Here is an 18,474-nt window from a genome sequence, read left to right on the forward strand (position 1 = left end):
CTGAGATGCGTGCTCTTCAGTTGGTTGTCTTCGGCGATGGTCAGAAGAAGGCGGACACGCTTCCGCCCACTGGCTGCCGGGAAAGTTCGTCCCACGGCACGATCGCACTGGGAAAGTTCTGCTTCCCAGAGCTCGAGAAGCCTGCCGGAATCCGATCGCGATTCCGCAATCACCGGTCCCAAGTCAGCTTCGAGACCGCGGCGGTCGAACGCTGCGCGCGTGAGATGGCGGACATCAGCCCGCGCGTGCTGCTCGTCGTCATCGACGCGCGGACACCGCGGTACACGAAGTCTGCGTTCGCCAGCGCCCATGCGATCGCATCGGACTGCCTGTCCCTCGCCGCACTGCAGACCGGCAGGGACGTCACCGTCATGTCCGTCGTCGTGCAGAAGGAAGACGATCTCTCCGTGCTGGCGCGCCACCTGGACCGCGGACATTTCGATCCGCTGCAGACAGGCGGGCTGACGGTCGTGGAGGCAGATCGCCTCCGCACCGCGCTCCCGTCGGAGATCCAGGCCGAATCCATGGCGTAAGCCGGCTCCCCGTCACTGCTCCGGTTCTTCCGCAGTGATCTCACCGGAGGCGATCTCCCGCGCCCAATGGCAGGCGACCCGCTGACCGGGCTCGTACTCGATGAGCTCCGGCCGCTCATCAGCGCACCGCGTGGGCTGCCGGAACGGACACCGGGGATGGAAGCGGCAGCCGTCCGGCGGGTTCGCCGGTGAGGGCAGCTCACCGGACAGGAGCACCGGAGTCCGTGCGTCCTCGGCGACGGGGTCCGGCAGCGGCACCGCAGACATGAGCGCCTTCGTGTACGGGTGCATCGGATTGTCGTAGAGCTGCTCGGACGTCGTCTCCTCGACGATCACACCCAGGTACATGACGGCGATGTCGTCGGACACGTGCCGCACCACGGCGAGGTCGTGGGCGATCACCACGTACGTGAGCCCCAGGTCCTTCTGCAGCTCCCGCAGCAGACTGAGCACCTGCGCCTGGATCGACACGTCCAGAGCGGACACCGGTTCATCCGCGATGACCAGATCCGGTTCGAGCGCGACCGCCCGTGCGATACCGATCCGCTGGCGCTGCCCGCCGGAGAACTCGTGGGGGTAGCGGCTCGCGGCACTGGAGGGCAGGCCCACCTGCGCCAGCAGCTCCGCCACCTTCGTCTTCGGGTCGAACCGGATCCCGTGCGCTCTGAGCGGTTCGGTCAGCAGCGTCTCCACGCTCTGCCGCGGATTCAGCGAGGACAGCGGGTCCTGGAACACCATCTGCATGCGACTGCGCAGCCGCCGCAGCTCCTCACCCCGCGTGTGTGAGATGTCCTCCCCGTCGAAGACGATGGTGCCCTCCGTCGGCTCCACCAGCTTCAGCAGCGCCTTGCTCAGGGTGCTCTTCCCGCACCCGGACTCGCCCACCAGCCCCAGCGTCCGGCCACGCGTGACGGTGAGGTCGACACCGTCCACCGCCTTCACCGCACCCACCTGCCGGCGGATGAGCGCACCCGCCCTGATCGGGAAGTGCACCTTCAGCCCGGACACCTCGAGCACGATGTCCCGGTCGTGGTCCTGGTGGTGGTCCTCAGCCTCATCGGTCACGGCCGCCTCCTTCCAAAGGGTTGAAGCAGCGCAGCAGCCGTCCGTCGTCGGGCTCCAGGCGCGGGGTCTGCTGCAGGCACTGGTCGACGGCGTTGGAGCAGCGCGGCTGGAACGCGCAGCCCTCACTCCACGGCAGCGTGTCCGTGGGCGAGCCCGGGATCGGCTCCAGGGGTTCGTCCCGGGGTGAGTCCAGGCGGGGGACCGACTGCAGCAGCCCGCCCGTGTAGGGATGGCGCGGCTGCGCGAACAGCGGCCGCCGGTCCGCCGATTCGACGATCCGCCCCGCATACATGACGTGGACCTCGTCGCACAGGCCGGCGACCACCCCCAGGTCGTGGGTGATCATGATGAGCGACGTGCCGAAATCAGCGACCAGCTCCCGCAGCTGCGTGAGGATCTGCGCCTGGATCGTCACGTCCAGTGCCGTGGTCGGTTCGTCCGCGATGAGCAGCTTCGGTTCGCACGCCAGCGCGATGGCGATGAGCACACGCTGACGGATCCCGCCGGACAGCTGGTGCGGGTACTCCGACAGCCGCCGCCGCGGATCGGGGATCCCCACCCGGTCCAGCAGCTCCGCAGAGCGGTCCGCCGCCTGCTTCGACGTGACCCGGTTGTGGCGCTTGATCACCTCGCTGATCTGCGTGCCGATGGTGACCACCGGGTTGAGGGAGCTCATGGGGTCCTGGAAGACCATGGCGATCTCGGTGCCCCTGATCCGGTTGAGCTCGCGCCTGCTCATGCGCAGCAGGTCCTTGCCCTGATATCGGGCGCTGCCGCCCACCGTCACCCCGCGTTCGGGCAGGAGCCCCATGAGCGCCATCGACGTGACGCTCTTCCCGCTGCCGGACTCGCCGACGATGCCCACGTTCTCACCCTCACCGATCGTGAAGGACACCTCGCTGACCGCTTCCACCGGGTCACGGCCGCGCTGGGAGAACGTCACGGACAGGTCGTCGACCTCTAGCAGCGGCGGCTTCTTCTCACTCATCTGCGTCACCTCCGCTGCTTCGGATCCAGGGCCTCACGCAGCGACTCACCCAGCAGGGTGAAGCCCAGCGCGGTGACCGCGATGCAGATGCCGGGATAGAACGCCAGCCACGGGGCGATCTCGAATCGGTCCTGCGCGCTCACGATCATGCGGCCCCATTCGGCCACGGCGGGGTCCCCTTCGCCCAGCCCCAGGTAGGACAGCGCCGCCACCTCGATGATCGCGGTCGCGAGGTTGAGGGTGGCCTGCACGATCGTGGGCCCCAGGGAGTTGGGCAGGACGTGGCCCATGACGATCGTGCGCTTGCGCAGACCCAGTGCGTTCGCCGCCAGCACGTAGTCCGCCTCGTTCTGGCCCAGCATGGAACCGCGCAGCAGGCGGGCGAAGATCGGCACCTGCCCCACACCGATCGCGATCATGAGCGCCATCGAGCTCTTGCCCATGATCGCGGCGATGCTGATCGCCAGCAGCAGGCTGGGCACGGACAGCATGATGTCGACGAAGCGCATGACGATCATGTCGACCCAGCCGCCGAAAGCGCCGGCCAGCGCACCCAGCGCGGCACCGGCCACCAGGCCGATCGCGGTGGCGACGACACCGATGATCAACGACTGCCGGGCACCGTAGATCAGCTGGGTGAGCATGTCCGACCCCCAGCGGTCGATGCCCAGAGGATGGTCGGGACTGTGGCCCTGCACCCAGTAGGGGGTGGACAGCTCCGTCCACTCCGTGCTGGCCGGTTCGTACGGGGCCAGCAGCGGGGCGAGCAGTGCGACCAGCAGGAACAGGAAGACGATCACGGCACCGGCGATGGCGACAGGACGACGGGACAGCCGGCGGAACGCGCCGCGCCACAGGCTCTCGCCGCGTTCCGGCTCACGCCTCTTCGCAGTGCTGGCGGTCGTGACGGGTTCGGCGGTCATGATTCACGCACCCTCGGGTCGATGAAGCCGTAGGACAGGTCGACGAGCAGCGTGATGAGCGCGTACAAGAGCGCGATCAGCAGGATGAAGCCCTGCAGTACGGGGTAGTCGCGGTCCTGGATGGCCTGGTAGAGGTACTGGCCGACACCGTCGAGCGCGAACACCGTCTCCGTGAGGACCGCCCCGGAGAACAGCAGCCCCAGCTGCAGACCCAGAGTGGTCACCACCGGCAGGAGGGCGTTGCGCATGACGTGGCGCACCGTGATCGTGATCGAGCGGAGGCCCTTGGCGCGGGCGGTGCGGATGTAGTCCTCGTGGATCACCTCGGACACTGCGCCGCGCGTCTGCCGCACAATGACCGCCAAGGGGATGGTGCCCAGCGCCAGGCCGGGCAGGATCAGGTGCTTGAACGCGTCCCACGCGGCGGCGAACTGCACGTTGATGATCCCGTCGAGGATGTAGAAGCCGGTCGTGTGGGTGGCGTCCAGACGCGCGTTCTGCCTTCCCACGCTGTCGAAAATCTCCAGCTCGATCGCGAACACGTATTTGAGCAGCAGGGCCAGGAAGAACACGGGCACCACGCTGCCGATGAGCGAGAGGACGACGATGCCGCCGTCCACGTTCGTGCCGGCCCGCCTTCCTGCGATGTAGCCCAGGGGGACCCCGACGACGACGGCGAAGGCGAGTGCCACGACGGACAGTTCGATGGTGGCCGGCAGCTTGTCGAAGAACGCGGACAGCACCGGTTCGTGCATCCGGATGGACTCGCCGAAGTCCCCGCGGAATAGCGCCGCCAGGTACATGCCGTACTGCGTGAGCAGGGGTTCGTTGAACCCGTACGTCTCGTTGATCCGGTCGATCGCCTCCGGTGTGGCGCGGTCGCCCAGCAGCGCCTGAGCGGGATCACCCGGCAGCGCCCGCACCCACGCGAAGAGGAGGATCGACAGCCCGAACAGGGTGGGCAGGAGCTGGGCCAGGCGGATGACGACGAAACGCAGCACGGCTCACTCCTCCCGCACCGTGACGGTGTCCCACGACTCGTCCTCCACCGGGCTCGGCACATAGCCGGACACCCGCGGGGCGAGAGCGAGGACGGGGACACCGTGACCCAGGGGCAGGCCGGGCAGCCGGTCCATGATCATCTCGTTGGCTTCCTGGTACGCCGGCTCCTGCTCTTCCGGGGTGGGCAGGCCGCGTGCCTCGGCCAACTGGTCGAACACCTCTTGGTCCGTGAACCCGAACTCGGGGGTCTCCTCGCTGAACTTCGCCCCCAGGAAGCTGTCCGCGTCGTTGTACTCGCCCGTCCACCCCAGGACGTGGATGCCGTGGTCCTCACCGCCGTGGATCTTCGACAGGTAGACCGACCACTGGTCCGCGACAGGGACGACGGTGATGCCGACCGACTGCAGGTCGTTGCGGATCTGGTTGAAGGTGTCCTGCGGGCTGGGGAGGTAGGGGCGGCTCACATCGGTGGGGTAGTTGAACTCGATGGTGAGGTCTTCGTAGCCGGACTCCTCGAGCAGCTGGCGCGCCTTCTCCGGGTCGTACTCGTATTCGGTGACGTCGTCGCTGTACCCGTTGGTGACCGGCGGGACGAACTGGTTCGCCGCCTCGGAGCCGGGTGTCATCGTGCTCTTCATGAGCTGTTCGCGGTCGATGGCGTGTGCGATGGCCTGCCGGACCCTGAGGTCGTCCAGGGGCGGGGCCGCCTGGTTCATCCCCAGGTACTGGATGTTGTAGGACGGGCGGTGGATGAGGGTGAAGTCCTCGTCCCGCAGCCCGGGCACGTCCCCGGGTGCCACGAGGTCGAACGCGTCGACGTCCCCGGTCCGCAGCGCATCCGCACGCGCCTGGGGGTCTTCGATGGTCTTGATCGTCACGTGCGGGGTCTTGGGAGGACCGTCCCAGTAGTCGTCGAACGCGGTGAGGTTCACGGAGGTCCCGCGGTTCCACGAGGAGAACTGGTAGGGGCCGGTCCCCGTGGGGTGCGCGGTCGCGTACTCGGTGGCCGTCGGGTCGCCGCCGTCCTCGATCTGGCCCCACTTCTCCAGAGCCTCCGGGCTCTGCATCGAGAACGCGGGGATCGCCAGGGCGTTGACGAACGAGGCGAACGGTTCGTTCAGCTCGATCGTCACCTCGCTGTCTCCCGAGGTCGTGCACGACTCGTAGATGCTGTCATCGCCGAAGCCCTTGAAGAGCGTCGACCAGTGGTACGTGATGTCTGCGCTCTGCGCCATCCCCTCCGGCTGGTTGTTCCAGTGCTCGAAGTTCCAGCACACGACGTCCGCGTCGAACTCTGTCCCGTCGTGGAACGTGACGTCGTCCCGCAGGGTGAAGTCGAAGGTCTTGCCGTCATCTGAGGAGGTCCAGTCCGTCGCCAGCAGGGGAGAGGGTCCGGGGCCGCACGGCTCCGCCTCCACCAGCGTCTCGAAGATCTGGTGGGCGACGCGGAACGAATCGCTGTCGGAGGCGTGCAGCGGATTGAGGGTGATGGGGCTGGCGGAGGAGCCGAAGATGAACGTGTCGGCCGTCTCGCCGCCAGCGTCGTTCCTGTCGTCTGCGCTGTCCTCGCCGTCCTCGACCTGGGCGGCGAGGTCCTGGCACTCCTGCTGCGCGTCGACATCCGGCTGACCGGAGTTCTCCGGAGGGTCCGTCGTGCCGCACCCTGAGACCGCGAGCAGGTACAGCGCTATGACCGATGCTGCGCTCGCCCGCCGAAGGGTTCGAAAAGCCACGTTGCCTCTCCTGAACAGTTGTGTTCTGCGTCTCACGGTAACAGCCAGAAGGCGTTCTGCGCGCAAGGAGCCTTGGCGAATGTCCGCAAGGGGCCATGCTGGAGGGGTGGGCGCGTGGCGAGCGCCTGGGCGGCAAGCCCCCTTCCCCTCTGTGGCGCAGGTCACTAGACTTGTCCGGATGGAGATGCGCGTCATGGGGCGCGTGGAGATCTTCGCGGACGGCACGTCATGGAGTGTGCAGGGACGGACACAACGGGCGCTCCTGTCACTCCTCACCCTCCGGCTCCGGGTCTGGACACCCGCCCCGTTCCTCGTCCGGGCGCTCTGGCCGTCCGACGAATCCGACCGAGCCCTCACACGGCTGCACGTCCAGATCCACCGCCTCAGGCGGCAGCTGGGCGGCGACATCGTCAACAGTTCCCCCAACGGCTACCGGCTGAACGTGGGCGAGGACGGCATCGACGCGTGGCAGTTCGAGCGGGCGGCCACGGAAGCGCTCGACGGCAGGGGAGCGGGCGCAGGCGACACGACCACGCTGGAACGCCTCGCAGAGGCAGCCTCCCTGTGGAGCGGTGTGCCGTTCCCGGATGTCGAGCTGCCGGACGTCGACCTGTGGAAGGACGCGCTGACAGACCTCTACGTGCGCGCGCAGGAGGTGCGCAGCGAGATCCTCTTGGACCTGGGGGACAGCCGCACCGCCCTCTCCGTCCTCACGCCCCTGGCGGCAGAGCATCCGACCAACGAGAAGCTGCAAGCGCTCAAGATGTCCGCACTCCAGCAGGCGGGCAAGCGGGAGGAGCTGCCCCGGGCCTTCGCAGATGCCCAGGGTGCGCTCGCCGCGCTGGGCATGGAGCCGGGCGTCGAACTGCACGCCGCGCACACCCACCTGCTGGCGGCCCAGGACCGGGAGGACACGATCCGGCAGTCGCTTGCCATAGGCGACCTCGCGGGCCCGCCTGCGGACACGAACCGATGCGTGCCCTCGCCGGAGGACGTCACCCTGCGGCGCGAACTCGCCTACGTCCTCACCGCGAAGGGTCGCCACGAAGACGCCCTGTCGCTGCTGGGCCACCTCGAAGCGGTGCACCTGGCTCACGGGCAGGAGGACGCACGCGCCGTCGCGCTGCGGGACATGGTCGCCGTCGTCGGCCTCACCGGCGATCTCAGGCGGGCGCTGCGCCTGCTGGGCGAGGCGATGCGCCTGGACGAGCGCACCACCGGGACGGACGCACTCCTCCAGACAGTGCGCGCCCTCATCCTCACCCACATGGGCCGGCTCCGCAGGGCCGAGGAATGTCTCGACATCGCAGGTCCACCCCGCACTGCGAAGGACCACGACAGCCGTCGCGACCAGCTGTGGTGGCGGGCCCGCAGCCAGATCGATCGGAGGGCCGGCCGCCACAGCGTCGCCGTGCCCGAGGCCCACGAAGCTTCCCTCATCGCCGCCTCCGCGGATCCGGACGCCGCACACGGCCCGGCGACGCTGGACGTCGCCTGCTGCCTGCGGGACGCCGGTGACGAGGAGTGCTTCTCCTGGTACCGGACCGTCATCCGGTTCGCCTACGACGCCGGCCGCTTCCCGTTGGCCGCCTGTGCCCACGCCTCCGCGGCCAAGGCCCACCTGCTGTGGGGCGACCCGCAGACTGCGGCGGTCCACGCGCGCACAGCGCTCGACCTGGCCCAGCGGTGCGGGTGCTGGCTGTTCGCCGCCCGTGCTGCGGCCCGCCTCGCCGACGCCGAGGAGCAGCTGGGCAACCCCGGGCCGGCCCGCTGGTACCGGTATGAGGCGCTCGCCTCGTACCGGCGGGTGGACTTCCCGCTTGCCGACGACGTGCGCGCACGACTGGAAGGACGCGCCGACGCCGCTGCTGCCGGGTTCCCCGGGTGAGGTCCGGGCCCCGGGAAGGGGCCCGGACCTCCGGATGTGTTCGTCTCACGCGGGTACCGGTGGGACCGGGTGGTTCGCGACGAACACGTCGTCCGGGTCGTACACGGTCTTCACGCGGGTGAGCGTCAACCAGTCCCGCTCCGGGAAGCTGCACTCCACATCGACGGGCGACTCCGCGAAGTTGAGGTAGTGGCCGCCGGTGCTCCACGGCTTCAGGGCCCGGGTGAGGGCAGTCGCATCCGCGTGCCCTCGCGCCCTGTTCTCCGGGGTGTCCGCGATCGCGGCGCCGAACAGCATGAACGCCCCGTGCATCCGGCTCATCGCACCCCCGTCCGGATGGCGGCGGGACAGTGCGCCGCCCAGCTGCCGCAGCTCCGCCGTCAGCAGCGAATGGTCCGTGCCCGGCCCCACCTGCGCGAGGAACGCGTCGACGGCGGAATCGGGAAGGCGACCCAGCAGCGCGGAGTCGCCGACGACCGGGGTGGGGCCCTCCGGATCCATGTGCAGACGGGACAGCGACGCCGGCGGCACGGAAGCGAAGGTGTCGACCTCCGGGCGCAGCGCCCGCAGTGGGGCGACCGCGTCCCGGGCTGCGGCCTCGGGCCCCAGGACGGCACCGTCCAGGCAGACGACGGGACGGCCACGGACGGGGGCGGGGACCTCGGGCGCGTCGGGCAGATGGAGGATCCGCATCGACGTCGTGATCTCATCCGGCGCGGACGGAGCCCAGCGCGCCCACGCGCGCACCACACGGTCCGCCTCCTCGATGTCCCACACCATCATCCCCGCGTAGACGGTCTCCAGCGGGTAGAGGGAGAACTCGAACGCCGTGACGATGCCGAAGTTGCCGCCCCCGCCGCGCAGGGCCCAGAAGAGGCTGCAGTGCCGGGTGCGGTCCACGCGGACCAGGCTGCCGTCCGCCAGCACCACCTCCATCGCAGTGACACTGTTCGTCGCCATCCCCAGACGGCGGGCATAGAGGAAGATGCCGCCGCCCAGCAGGTAGCCGCCCACCCCCACATCCGGGGACGACCCGTGCAGGCACGCCAGCCCGTGCTGGCCCGCGGCCTCCACGACGTCGCCCCACAGGGCGCCGCCCTGCACCCGGGCCGTCGCGGTCGACGGATCGATGTGCACATCCGTGAGACCGGACAGCTTCACGAGGATCGTGTCCGAAAGGTCATGCTGCGTGAGCGGCCCCGCGTTGTGCCCGGTGCTGACGGGGGCGACGCGCAGTCCCTGGCGGCGGGCGGCCGTGACGATCTCTGACACCTGCAGCGGAGTGGACGGTTCTGCGACCGCCGCCGGCTCGAGATCGACCGCGGTGTTCCACAGGCAGCGGGCGTCTTCGTAGCTCGGGTCGCCCGGGTGGTGGATCGGGATGCGCTGGGGGAGCGGGCGGTGGGTGGTGTCGGTGGACGTGGTGTCCGTGGGAGTGACCGGGCCGGTGAGAGTCGCCGAACCAGTGGTGGCGGTGGTGGTGGCGGTGTCAGGCGTGTGGATGGTGTTCGCGGTGTGGAGGTTCATGTGCTTCCGTTCGCATGGTCTCTGCTGACTGCGGCCGTTCGACTGTGAACGGCCTGTCCCTGTCGGGACGACGACACCGTCCCAGGAGGCACTTACACACGACTTTCACCGCAGCCGCAGCTGCCGTCACGGGACGTGCGGACGGTCCGGCGAGGATTAGTGTGGGCGCATGGACGACTCAGTGCGGAACAACGACGGAGCAACAGGGCGTGCGGACGGTAAGGCGGGCACCGAGCGTGGTGAGGCAGGAGCCGAGCACGTTGCGGAACAGCGCGGTGTGTCCGTCACGCGCACCGGGTTCGAGCGGTACCGGGTGACGACAAGAGACGGCGTCGAGCTGGACTTCGGCCGTGGTGAGGGGCTCGTCGACCCCGTCGACATGCTGCTGGCGGGACTAGCCGGATGCATGGCGGTGAGCATCGACAAACCGCTCACCCGCGCGGCGGAGCCGGAGCGGTTCGACATCGCGGTCACCGCGGACAAGCTCAAGGACGACGCGCTCGCCACCCGGCTGGAGAACCTCAGCCTGGATTTCGACATCGCCGTCTCAGGCTGGAAGCGGAAGCAGGACCCGCAGGCGTATGTCGAGAAGCTGCTGCACGTCGCCCACGACACCCACTGCACCGTCTCCCGCACGCTCGAAGCAGGCGCCCCCGTGGACGTGGCGGCAGACGTCGAGGTGACCGGGGAATCGTAAGGGCCCATCGTGACCAGGTGTCGCAAGAGGCCCGTCATGACCGGGGGCGTAAGGCCCGTCGTGACCGGGGAATCGACGCGCTGTCGTGCACTGATGCAACAATTCCCACCACAATCTGCCTTGTGGTGTTAGCGTGGTTTTCACAACGCCGACAGAAAGAAGGTGTCCCATATGGGTTTCATCGCATTCCTCGTGCTCGGCCTCATCGCAGGCGCGATCGCCAAGCTCATTCTCCCGGGCAAGCAGGGCGGCGGCTGGCTCGGCACCCTCGTGCTCGGTGTCATCGGCGCGTTCCTGGGCGGATGGCTGGGCGGCATGCTGTTCGGTGCGGACATGAACGAGTTCTTCTCGATCTCGACATGGCTGTGCGCGATCGGCGGCTCGCTGATCGTCCTCATCGTGTGGGGGCTCATCACCGGTCGCAGCCGCGCAGCCGCGTGACCCGTACACGCGAGCACATCGCCTGCCCCCCACCAGTGTGAACACTGAGTGAGCAGCTCTGCTCACCTGATCGAAAGGAGACACCCTCATGGGACTCGGAGACAAGATCAGCAACAAGGCGGAAGAACTCAAGGGCAAGGCCAAGGAAGGCACTGCCGACGCGAAGAACGACAGCGACCTCAAGGCTGAAGGCAAGGCCGACCAGACGTCGGCGAAGGCCAAGCAGGCCGGCGAAGAGGTCAAGGACGCGTGGAAGAACGCGACCGACTGATCAGCCGACCTGACCAGAGGAGCGCCCCATCACTGCTGAGTGGTGGGGCGCTCCTCTGTCTGCGGCACCCCGGTCGTCAACCCCGTCGGTTGCTGCGAAGGACCGGGCCGCGAGCCGGCCGGCCCGATCAAGTCGGGCTGGCCTCGGTCGTGGCTGCACCATGATGGAAGCGGGCATGGATCATCGGGTGCGGAGGGTACGCGAACTCGTAGCGTGAGGAACGTGAACGGAGGCGAGACGATGCGGCAGTGGAATGACGCCATCGAAGCGATCGACGCGGACCTCACGGGTCCCGTCGATGTCGCGGACCTCGCGCGTGTGGCGATGACCTCGGAATATCACTTCCGACGGATGTTCGCGACGCTCGCGGGGATGCCGGTGTCGGAGTACGTGCGGCGCAGGCGATTGACTGCTGCGACGGCAGAGCTGCTCGGCGGGGCGGGAGTCCTGGAGACGGCGGTCCGCTACGGATACGGATCTGCCGAAGCCTTCACCCGCGCATTCCGCCAGCTGCACGGTCTCACGCCCACCCAGGCCAGACGCCCGGGAGCGGTGCTCCGTTCACAGCCGAAACTGAGATTCCACCTTCGGGTGGAAGGGAGCACAGAGATGCGTCATCGCATAGTGGAGAAAGAAGCATTCCGGATCGTCGGGTTCACGGAGCGAGTGCCACTGGTCCATGAGGGGCCGAACGCTGCGATCGAAGAGTTCACGAGGAGCCTGGACCCCGCGCGCATGGCCGAACTGAAGGAACTGTCCGGCCAAGAGTCGGGCGGCGACGACCCCTTCGCTGTCGAGCCGACCAGTGTTGAGCCGACCGGAGTGGTGTCAGCGACCGTGAGTATCGATGCGGACCGTGCAGATGGCAGCATGCTGGACTACTGGCTGGGAGTCGTCACCACAGCGGAGGCTCCGGACGGGTTCGCCCAGCTTGATGTTCCTGCCGGGACCTGGGTCGTGTTCGACACGGAAGGGCCGTTTCCGGAGGTGCTCCAGCGGATGTGGGCGGATGCCGCCACCGAATGGTTCCCCGCGAACCCCTACCGCTGGTCACCGGGCCCGGAGATCCTGCGATCGCGGCCGGCTGATGACGACTGGTCGCGGGGGAGCGGGCAGCTGTGGCTGCCGGTGGAGAGGGAGTAGCCCGTCCCGCGTAGTTCTGACGCGACGGACCTCATTCCGTGTCCTCACGAGTCTTTCACCGCATGACGAGGCCGCCGTCGACGAACAGACATGCGCCAGTGACGAAGCCCAGCCAGTCGGAGGCGAACGCGAGGACGGCTCCGGCGACGTCCTCGGGCTCCGCGAGCCTGCGCAGGGGTGTCGCAGCCTCGAGCGAGTCGCGCAGGTGATCGTCCGTCCCGGCGGCGGCGCCGGTCGACGGCACGAGGCCCGGTGCCACGCAGTTGACGGTCACACCCACCTGGCCGAGCTCCGCTGCCATCGACCGCGACCACCCCAGCAGCGCCGATTTCGCGGTCACGTACTCCGGGTACGGGACACCCGGACGCTCGATGAGGTCGGACAGCACGGACACGATCCGGCCGCGTCCGTGCGCCTGCAGGTCCGGCAGGGCCGCCTGTGTCACCGTGTGTGCGGCCCCGACCGCGGCATTCACCTGTGACGCGTAGTCGTCTGCGGTCAGATCCCACACGGTCTTCCGGTTCCGCGGGTCGAACGCGAATCCGGCCAGCGCATTGTGCACGACTATGTCGAGCGGCCCCAGCCGGTCACGGGCCTCCTCGACGAGCCGCCGCGCCGCCTCCTGATCCGTCACGTCCGCCGCAATCGCCACCCCGCGCCCACCTGCCGCTTCGACGTCCGCGACGACACGCTCCGCAGACGTCGCGTCCCGCACATAGTTCACCGCGACATCCGCTCCGTGCTGGGCGAGTCCGCGCGCGATCGCCGCTCCGATCCCTCGGCCCGACCCCGTCACGAGCGCGGTCCGCCCCTCCAGCATGCGACTGGTCCCCAGCATGACGCCTCCTTTCATCGGCCACCGGCTCGTATCTGTGAGCGCACCGTCTGCGTCAGCCACCGGATCGGTCGTCCGGGTCGTACAGGTCGAGGTCCGCGTCCACCGACGGTTCGAGGTCCGTCCACGTGACGAGGTCGCCCAGGCTGCCCCGCCCGTCGTGGTGCCATCCGGGAGCCGGCGCCCCCATCCGTCCCAGCGCGGCGACCCGGTCCACGCCGGAAGCCGCCAGCACGTCCGCGAACTCCTCCGCCCGCGCCGGCGCACAGGCCAGCCCCGCGGACTGCACGAACCGCCTCACCCCCGCAAGGCACCCTTCGATCGCCGAGGCCCCGGTCACCGGCACGATCCGCACGAAACGTCCCAGCGGGGACGCTTCGAACGGTGTGTCGAGGGGTTCGACGGTGACCGCCCACGGGGAACCGTCCCCCGCAGTGAGGAGCGAGCGGGTGTCGTCGTCCCAGGTGGCGAGTTCGGCGGCTTCGCGTGCATTCGCCCAGGCAGCGGCTTCCTCGAGGGTGAACCGCGCACGCGGGCTGCGGCGTTCGATCGCGGCGAGCTCCGTCGCCACAGCCGCGGCGAACACCTCGATGGAGACACCCGAGCGTGGGGGAGTCGTCTCGATGTAGACGACGTGCGGGGAGAGGCACGCCTGCTGGTCGTAGTGGGCGACGTCCCGGGCGAGCCTGCGGGCGGTCTCGCCGTAGCGATCGGTGCCCAGGGCCTCGGTGGCGATGACGGCAACACTCACGGTCGCACCGTGTTCGATGAGGCGCACACCTTCGGGCACGCGGGTGCGCAGATCGGCGAGCGCCAGGCGTGAACCGGTGGCGACGACGGCGTCCGATCCCACGAACGCCGCCGCCTCCACCGCGGTGTCTCCACCGGCCCACGGCAGGACGGCGAGGCAGGAGGCGAGGCCGGCGTCGACCTCGGCGAGGGAGCGGGCGAAGAGGGAGGCGAACAGCGGCTCCCCGGAGGCGGGCTTGCCCAGCGTCGCGGATTTCACGAGCAGCGCGCACACCAGATCCCACGCGGGCAGACCGGGTACGTTGCCGGCGAAGATCTGGGTGAGGACGGCGGGCCCGCGGGCTCGGCGCCTGCCACCGGCAGGCGACGGGCGGAACCCGTCGAGTACGCCCGGGTCCGGGAAGTCCTGCGCGAGGAACCGCAGCAGCCGGTCGCGGCGGAACGTGGCGAGATAGTCGCGCAGTGTGCGGCGCACGTGCAGCGAGGCGTAGCCGGTGAGGCGGGGCAGGAGGTCCTCGGCGGTGCGGCGCAACGGGTAGGCCGGATCGGCCCACAGGGTCTGGACGCGACCCAGCGTGTCGATGATGTTCATGACGGGCCGGTCGGCGAGGTGTATGCGATGGGCGTCCCGCAGCCGAGTGGTGAGGGTCGTGACGAGGTCCGGTGTCGCGACCGGGGCGCGCAGAGCCACGTCGCGGACCGTGAACTCCTCCCAGGTGAGCGCGGAGTGTTCGGTTTCCGTGAGCTGGGGGAGGAAGGAGACGTCGAGCGTCATCGGCGGTCCTCGGCGGAAGTGGAGGTGCGATTCGCGCTCAAGATCTCGTCGAGCGCCAGGGAGCAGCCGCGTGCCTCCGTGCCGGCGGCTCGCCCTCGCAGCACGACGTCTGCTGTACCCAGGGCGGTGGAGCCGGGCTCTGGTCCGATGGCCCACCCGAGGTCGTCGGACAGCACCGCCATGCACGACCCGATGTTCGCCAGGTCCATGTGCATCAGCAGACCGGGCTCGCCGTGGGGGACCGGCTGGCGGCTGAGGGGATCGACGACCACCAGTCGGGCCCAGTGCGGCACGACCTTCGCGCGCTCGCCGGGCGTGAGGGCTCCGTCCTCTGTGTGGTCTCCAGGTTGGGAGATTCCTCCAGCTGTGGGGGCTGTCGGGGAAGCCACCAGCGGCGCACGGTCGTAGTACTGGGTGCTGATCTCCGTCATGCCGTAGTAGTTCCGGCACAGATGGGCGGGGACTCCCAGTCGCTGGGAGAGGTCGTGGCGGAGTTCGGTGGCCGACACGTCGCGTGACTTCCCCTTGAACCCTCCGGTGTCCAGGACCCGGGAACCTGGGGGCAGGCGGAAGGAGCGGTCTGCGGCGGCCATCGCGTCGAGCAGGTGCACGAAGGAGAACGACGTGCCCAGGATCGCGAGCGGTTCGTTGCGTGCTTCTGCGTCTGCGCACGCACTGATCGCGGCAGCGACGTCCAGAGTGCCGTCGTGGACCAGGTGGCGGCTGTCAGGTGTGCCGAACTGCTCGACGAGTGTGGAGAAGAAGTGGGCGATCGACGAATGCGGCGCCTGGGCGCGGGGTGGGTTGAGGACGAGGAGGCGGATGCTGCCCGTGTCGGCGGCCGCGTGAGTCGTCTGTGGGACGGGCGACTGTGAATCGGTGGGCTGTGGACCAGTCGTCTGAGGCAGGAACTGATCGCGGAAGGAGCGGATGAGCGACGCGTCGTACAGCGACAGGTGCGGGTGATGGTTCCGGCCGCGTGTCGACGGGTCCGTGCTGCCGGACGTCATGAAGACGGCCTGGGCATCCTCGGGCGGGAAGGTCGCCAGCGTGAGCTGCTTGAACGCGGTGAGCGGCACCGCCGGGATACCCGTCCAGTGCCTCACTCGGCCCGGGGTGGCCTTGCGGGCGAGGCAGTAGCGGCGGTAGGCCGGATTCGACTCGAACTGGTGAGTGAACAGCCGCAGTGCCAGCGCGTCGAAGGCTCCCGGGTCCGGGTCGTCCGCCTCGATGAACGCAAGGATGTCCGCATCCAGTAGGGAGAATGCGGCCGGGTCACGAGGAGGGGCTGTGGAGGCGGTCGTCATGAGGTCCTCTCCTGGTCCGACGGGTCGAGTTGTGGGTGGTGGGACGGGGCCGGACGCGGCGGCGCGTTGCGGGTGGCCACACGACCGGCAGGGGCAGGACTGGGCGAGTGCGGAACGGGTCCCGCAGTGAGGTGGTGGCCGGTCTGCTTCGTGACGAAGCTCATTACGACGGTGACGATCGCGGAGCCCAGGAGCGCGGCGGCGAACGGACCGAGCGTGAGACCTTCCGCGAACGTGGTGACGGCCAGCGCTTCGGCGGTGGCGAAGCCCGTGACCACCAGCCCGTAGCCCGCAGCGGACACGAGCCCGGCCGCGGCACCGACGATCGCCGCGCGGGGAGTCGTGCGCGACCACAGTCCCAGGAGCACCGGCAGGAGGGTCGCCGCACAGAACAGATCCGCGATGAGGAAGAGCCGCAGCACGGAGAACCCCTGGAACGCGATCGCCGTGGGGATGAGCGTGGCGATCACCGTGAGGACGCGGGCACCCGTGATCCCCAGCCGGGGTGCGCGCACGGCGACCGCGGCGGCAATGCCGTTCTGCAGGGTGTCCGCGGTGGAGGCGATGAGCGTGAGAGTGAGGACGAGGATCGCGATGAGCAGCCACGTGGGGCCACCCGCGACGAGCGCGAAGAACGGCGCCGGGGGAGTGCCCGGGTCCAGACCGTGGACCGCCGCGACGACACCGACGAGGCCGGCGGCCAGCACGACGGGGAAACGGGTGAGCGACCCCAGCACCGCACCCCGGCGCAGCGCCGCGAGGTCACGGGCCGCCCACACCCGCTGCCAGTAGCCGTTGTGGAACAGCGTCGTCGCGGTCACCGCGATCGCGACGGTGACACCGGCCTCGACACCGGACCAGTCGACGGCGAGGAAAGCGGAGGCGGGCGGGGCGGCGGGGGCGGCTGCGGCCTCGGCGGCGGTGGTGGGGAGCGGGCCGGAACCGGTGTCCAGCAGACCCAGCCCGCGCAGCGCCAGCCAGCCGCCGATCACGACGACCAGGGCGAAGAGCAGCCACGACTGCCAGCGGTCCGTGCCGATCGACGCGCGCAGGCCGCCCACCGCCGTGTAGCAGGCGGTGACCGCCGCGACCGCGACGATGCCGATGCGGGGGTCCAGGTCGGAGATCCGGCCCAGCACGCTGCTCACCGCGGTGAGCTCCGCCGCCAGCGCCGTGAACATGAACAGCATCGAGATGACGAGGACATAGCCCTGCATGGCGGTTCCGAACCGGAGCCGGACGAACTGGGCGAGATCGTAGCCTTCGGGCAGCAGGATGCGCAGCCGACCGCCCACCAGGAGCAGCCCCACGAGCGGCAGCACGACACCCAGCCCGTAGCCCACGGCGGCGGCGATCCCACCGGCGGCACCGACCTCGGGCGCGGAGAACAGGATCCAGGAGCCCACCCCGGACGCGAAGAACGACAGCCCCAGCGCCGTACCGGACTGGGTGCCGCGGGCGACCGCGAACTCCTCGACGGAACGGTCCGCGCCGGTGCGCAGCCCCACGAGGAAGAAGCTTGCAAGAGTGATGGCAAGGATGAGCGCCGTGACGGCGGTGCTGAGCATCGTCGTGTCCCTTCGCCGGCATTACCCGGACAGGTTCATGCGGTCGGCGACGGTGTGCGCCCTCTCAGCCCGGCCTTCCGAGCTCCCGCGTGTATGCGTAACGATTCCGACTGTAGCCCATCCCCGGTGCGGGGCGGGGCCCGAGTACGCTCGCTCGCAGAGTTGAGCTTGAGTCCGTCGGGCTTTGCCCAGCGGATCAGCTGTCGACGGTCCTTGGTGCCAGCTCAGCCCTCGATCACACCGCAGGCCATGCGGTCGCCCGCGTCCCCGGCGGACAGCGTGTCCTCGTCCGGGCCGTCTTCCGCGTAGCGTTCGGGGACGTTGCCGAAGTTGTCCGGGTCGCTGTGGACCATGACGGCGGCTCCGTCATCATCCAGCAGCTCGGGCTCCGTGAGGCGATCGGTCACCACGGTCATGGTCCCCGTGCCGTCATCGTTGACCAGCAGTGTGGGCAGGTCACCCGCGTGATCAGGGTGGTCCGCGTCGTCCTCCCCGGGGATGTGGCTGCCCGCGGACATGAAGTCCCCGGTGTCCTCCGGGTCGTCCGGCGCAGCGCTGTCCGGTTCGCACTCACCGATCTCATGCACGTGGAACCCGTACATGCCGGGCTCCATCCCCTCGGCATCGACGGCGAACTCGATGCCTCCGTCCGTCTGCGTCAACGTGACGGTGCCCATCGTGCCGCCGTCCGGATCCATCAGCTCTGCGGTCGCGAGAGCGTCACCGTCTGCGGTCTCTGCGTCGGAGGCTCTGCCGGCCTCGCCGTTGTCGGTGTTGGCGGAGTCACCACCGTCATCCGCACCGCCGCATGCGCTGAGACCCAGGGCCAGTGCGCCGCCAGCGGCAAGCAGCGCTGCGGGGCGTGTGCGAAGGTGGCGAAGAGATGTCGGCTGGCGCATGATCACTCGTCCTCACTTCGGCATCGATACCGAATCGGATCAGGTCGACTGGTCTGCGTCCAACCTAACAAAGACCAAGCCGCCTTGTCAGCGGTGAGGGGTGATGCCAGGTGACGCGAGTGCGGTTCG

General features: G+C 69.1%; 17 protein-coding genes. 6 read left to right on the forward strand and 11 right to left on the reverse strand.

Annotation, left to right across the window (positions count from 1 at the left end):
• Window positions 1-5 precede the first annotated feature (5 nt).
• Window positions 6-533, forward strand: coding sequence for a hypothetical protein (locus JFC09_RS04680; RefSeq protein WP_198392857.1), 528 nt, complete (start codon window positions 6-8; stop codon window positions 531-533).
• Window positions 534-545: 12 nt separating this feature from the next.
• On the opposite strand, the gene JFC09_RS04685 is transcribed toward JFC09_RS04680, so the two are convergent.
• Genes JFC09_RS04685 through JFC09_RS04705 form a run of 5 tightly spaced genes read right to left on the reverse strand, consistent with a single transcriptional unit; the run spans window position 546 to window position 6,244 of the window.
• A complete protein-coding gene (locus JFC09_RS04685) occupies window positions 546-1,598 on the reverse strand; it encodes an ABC transporter ATP-binding protein (protein WP_198392858.1) in 1,053 nt (350 codons plus the stop codon).
• Window positions 1,588-2,586, reverse strand: coding sequence for an ABC transporter ATP-binding protein (locus tag JFC09_RS04690; RefSeq protein WP_198392859.1), 999 nt, complete (start codon window positions 2,584-2,586; stop codon window positions 1,588-1,590). Before JFC09_RS04690 ends, JFC09_RS04685 begins: the two co-directional genes overlap by 11 nt.
• 5 nt (window positions 2,587-2,591) lie before the next feature.
• Window positions 2,592-3,509, reverse strand: coding sequence for an ABC transporter permease (locus tag JFC09_RS04695; RefSeq protein WP_198392860.1), 918 nt, complete (start codon window positions 3,507-3,509; stop codon window positions 2,592-2,594).
• Entirely contained in the window at window positions 3,506-4,510 is a 1,005-nt protein-coding gene (locus JFC09_RS04700) for an ABC transporter permease (RefSeq protein ID WP_198392861.1), read from the reverse strand. Before JFC09_RS04700 ends, JFC09_RS04695 begins: the two co-directional genes overlap by 4 nt.
• A gap of 3 nt (window positions 4,511-4,513) precedes the next feature.
• Window positions 4,514-6,244, reverse strand: coding sequence for an ABC transporter substrate-binding protein (locus tag JFC09_RS04705; protein ID WP_198392862.1), 1,731 nt, complete (start codon window positions 6,242-6,244; stop codon window positions 4,514-4,516).
• Between the two features lie 178 nt (window positions 6,245-6,422).
• Between JFC09_RS04705 and JFC09_RS04710 the strand changes: the two genes are divergently transcribed.
• On the forward strand, window positions 6,423-8,132 hold the full coding sequence (locus tag JFC09_RS04710; RefSeq protein WP_198392863.1) for a BTAD domain-containing putative transcriptional regulator: 1,710 nt from the start codon (window positions 6,423-6,425) through the stop codon (window positions 8,130-8,132).
• A 45-nt stretch (window positions 8,133-8,177) separates the two neighbouring features.
• Here JFC09_RS04710 and JFC09_RS04715 read toward each other — a convergent pair whose 3' ends face one another.
• Window positions 8,178-9,659, reverse strand: a complete 1,482-nt coding sequence (locus tag JFC09_RS04715) for an FAD-binding oxidoreductase (protein WP_198392864.1) — start codon at window positions 9,657-9,659, stop codon at window positions 8,178-8,180.
• 169 nt (window positions 9,660-9,828) lie between these two features.
• Here JFC09_RS04715 and JFC09_RS04720 point away from each other — a divergent pair, with 169 nt between their 5' ends.
• The 4 genes from JFC09_RS04720 to JFC09_RS04735 all read left to right on the forward strand — a co-directional run bounded on the left by JFC09_RS04720 (window position 9,829) and on the right by JFC09_RS04735 (window position 12,211).
• The gene (locus JFC09_RS04720; protein ID WP_198392865.1) at window positions 9,829-10,356 is read left to right on the forward strand and encodes an OsmC family protein; all 528 of its coding nucleotides are present in this window, start codon (window positions 9,829-9,831) and stop codon (window positions 10,354-10,356) included.
• A gap of 171 nt (window positions 10,357-10,527) precedes the next feature.
• The gene (locus JFC09_RS04725) at window positions 10,528-10,797 is read left to right on the forward strand and encodes a GlsB/YeaQ/YmgE family stress response membrane protein (protein WP_198392866.1); all 270 of its coding nucleotides are present in this window, start codon (window positions 10,528-10,530) and stop codon (window positions 10,795-10,797) included.
• 88 nt (window positions 10,798-10,885) lie between these two features.
• Complete coding sequence (locus JFC09_RS04730) at window positions 10,886-11,068, forward strand: CsbD family protein (RefSeq protein WP_198392867.1); 183 nt, start codon at window positions 10,886-10,888, stop codon at window positions 11,066-11,068.
• Window positions 11,069-11,308: 240 nt separating this feature from the next.
• A complete protein-coding gene (locus JFC09_RS04735) occupies window positions 11,309-12,211 on the forward strand; it encodes an AraC family transcriptional regulator (protein ID WP_198392868.1) in 903 nt (300 codons plus the stop codon).
• Between the two features lie 55 nt (window positions 12,212-12,266).
• Here the strand turns inward: JFC09_RS04735 and JFC09_RS04740 are convergent, their stop codons facing one another.
• The 5 genes from JFC09_RS04740 to JFC09_RS04760 all read right to left on the reverse strand — a co-directional run bounded on the left by JFC09_RS04740 (window position 12,267) and on the right by JFC09_RS04760 (window position 18,345).
• On the reverse strand, window positions 12,267-13,049 hold the full coding sequence (locus tag JFC09_RS04740) for an SDR family oxidoreductase (protein ID WP_198392869.1): 783 nt from the start codon (window positions 13,047-13,049) through the stop codon (window positions 12,267-12,269).
• A gap of 52 nt (window positions 13,050-13,101) precedes the next feature.
• Complete coding sequence (locus JFC09_RS04745; RefSeq protein ID WP_198392870.1) at window positions 13,102-14,571, reverse strand: acyl-CoA reductase; 1,470 nt, start codon at window positions 14,569-14,571, stop codon at window positions 13,102-13,104.
• Window positions 14,568-15,878: a long-chain-fatty-acid--protein ligase gene (locus JFC09_RS04750; protein ID WP_198392871.1), complete on the reverse strand. Its 1,311-nt coding sequence runs from the start codon at window positions 15,876-15,878 to the stop codon at window positions 14,568-14,570. The genes JFC09_RS04745 and JFC09_RS04750 overlap by 4 nt, the downstream gene beginning before the upstream one ends.
• Entirely contained in the window at window positions 15,875-17,446 is a 1,572-nt protein-coding gene (locus tag JFC09_RS04755; RefSeq protein ID WP_198392872.1) for a sodium:solute symporter family transporter, read from the reverse strand. The genes JFC09_RS04750 and JFC09_RS04755 overlap by 4 nt, the downstream gene beginning before the upstream one ends.
• 224 nt (window positions 17,447-17,670) lie before the next feature.
• Entirely contained in the window at window positions 17,671-18,345 is a 675-nt protein-coding gene (locus JFC09_RS04760; RefSeq protein WP_198392873.1) for a superoxide dismutase family protein, read from the reverse strand.
• Between the last annotated feature and the right edge of the window lie 129 nt (window positions 18,346-18,474).

The sequence above is a fragment of the Brevibacterium yomogidense genome, assembly GCF_016107685.1.
Lineage (GTDB): Bacteria > Actinomycetota > Actinomycetes > Actinomycetales > Brevibacteriaceae > Brevibacterium > Brevibacterium yomogidense.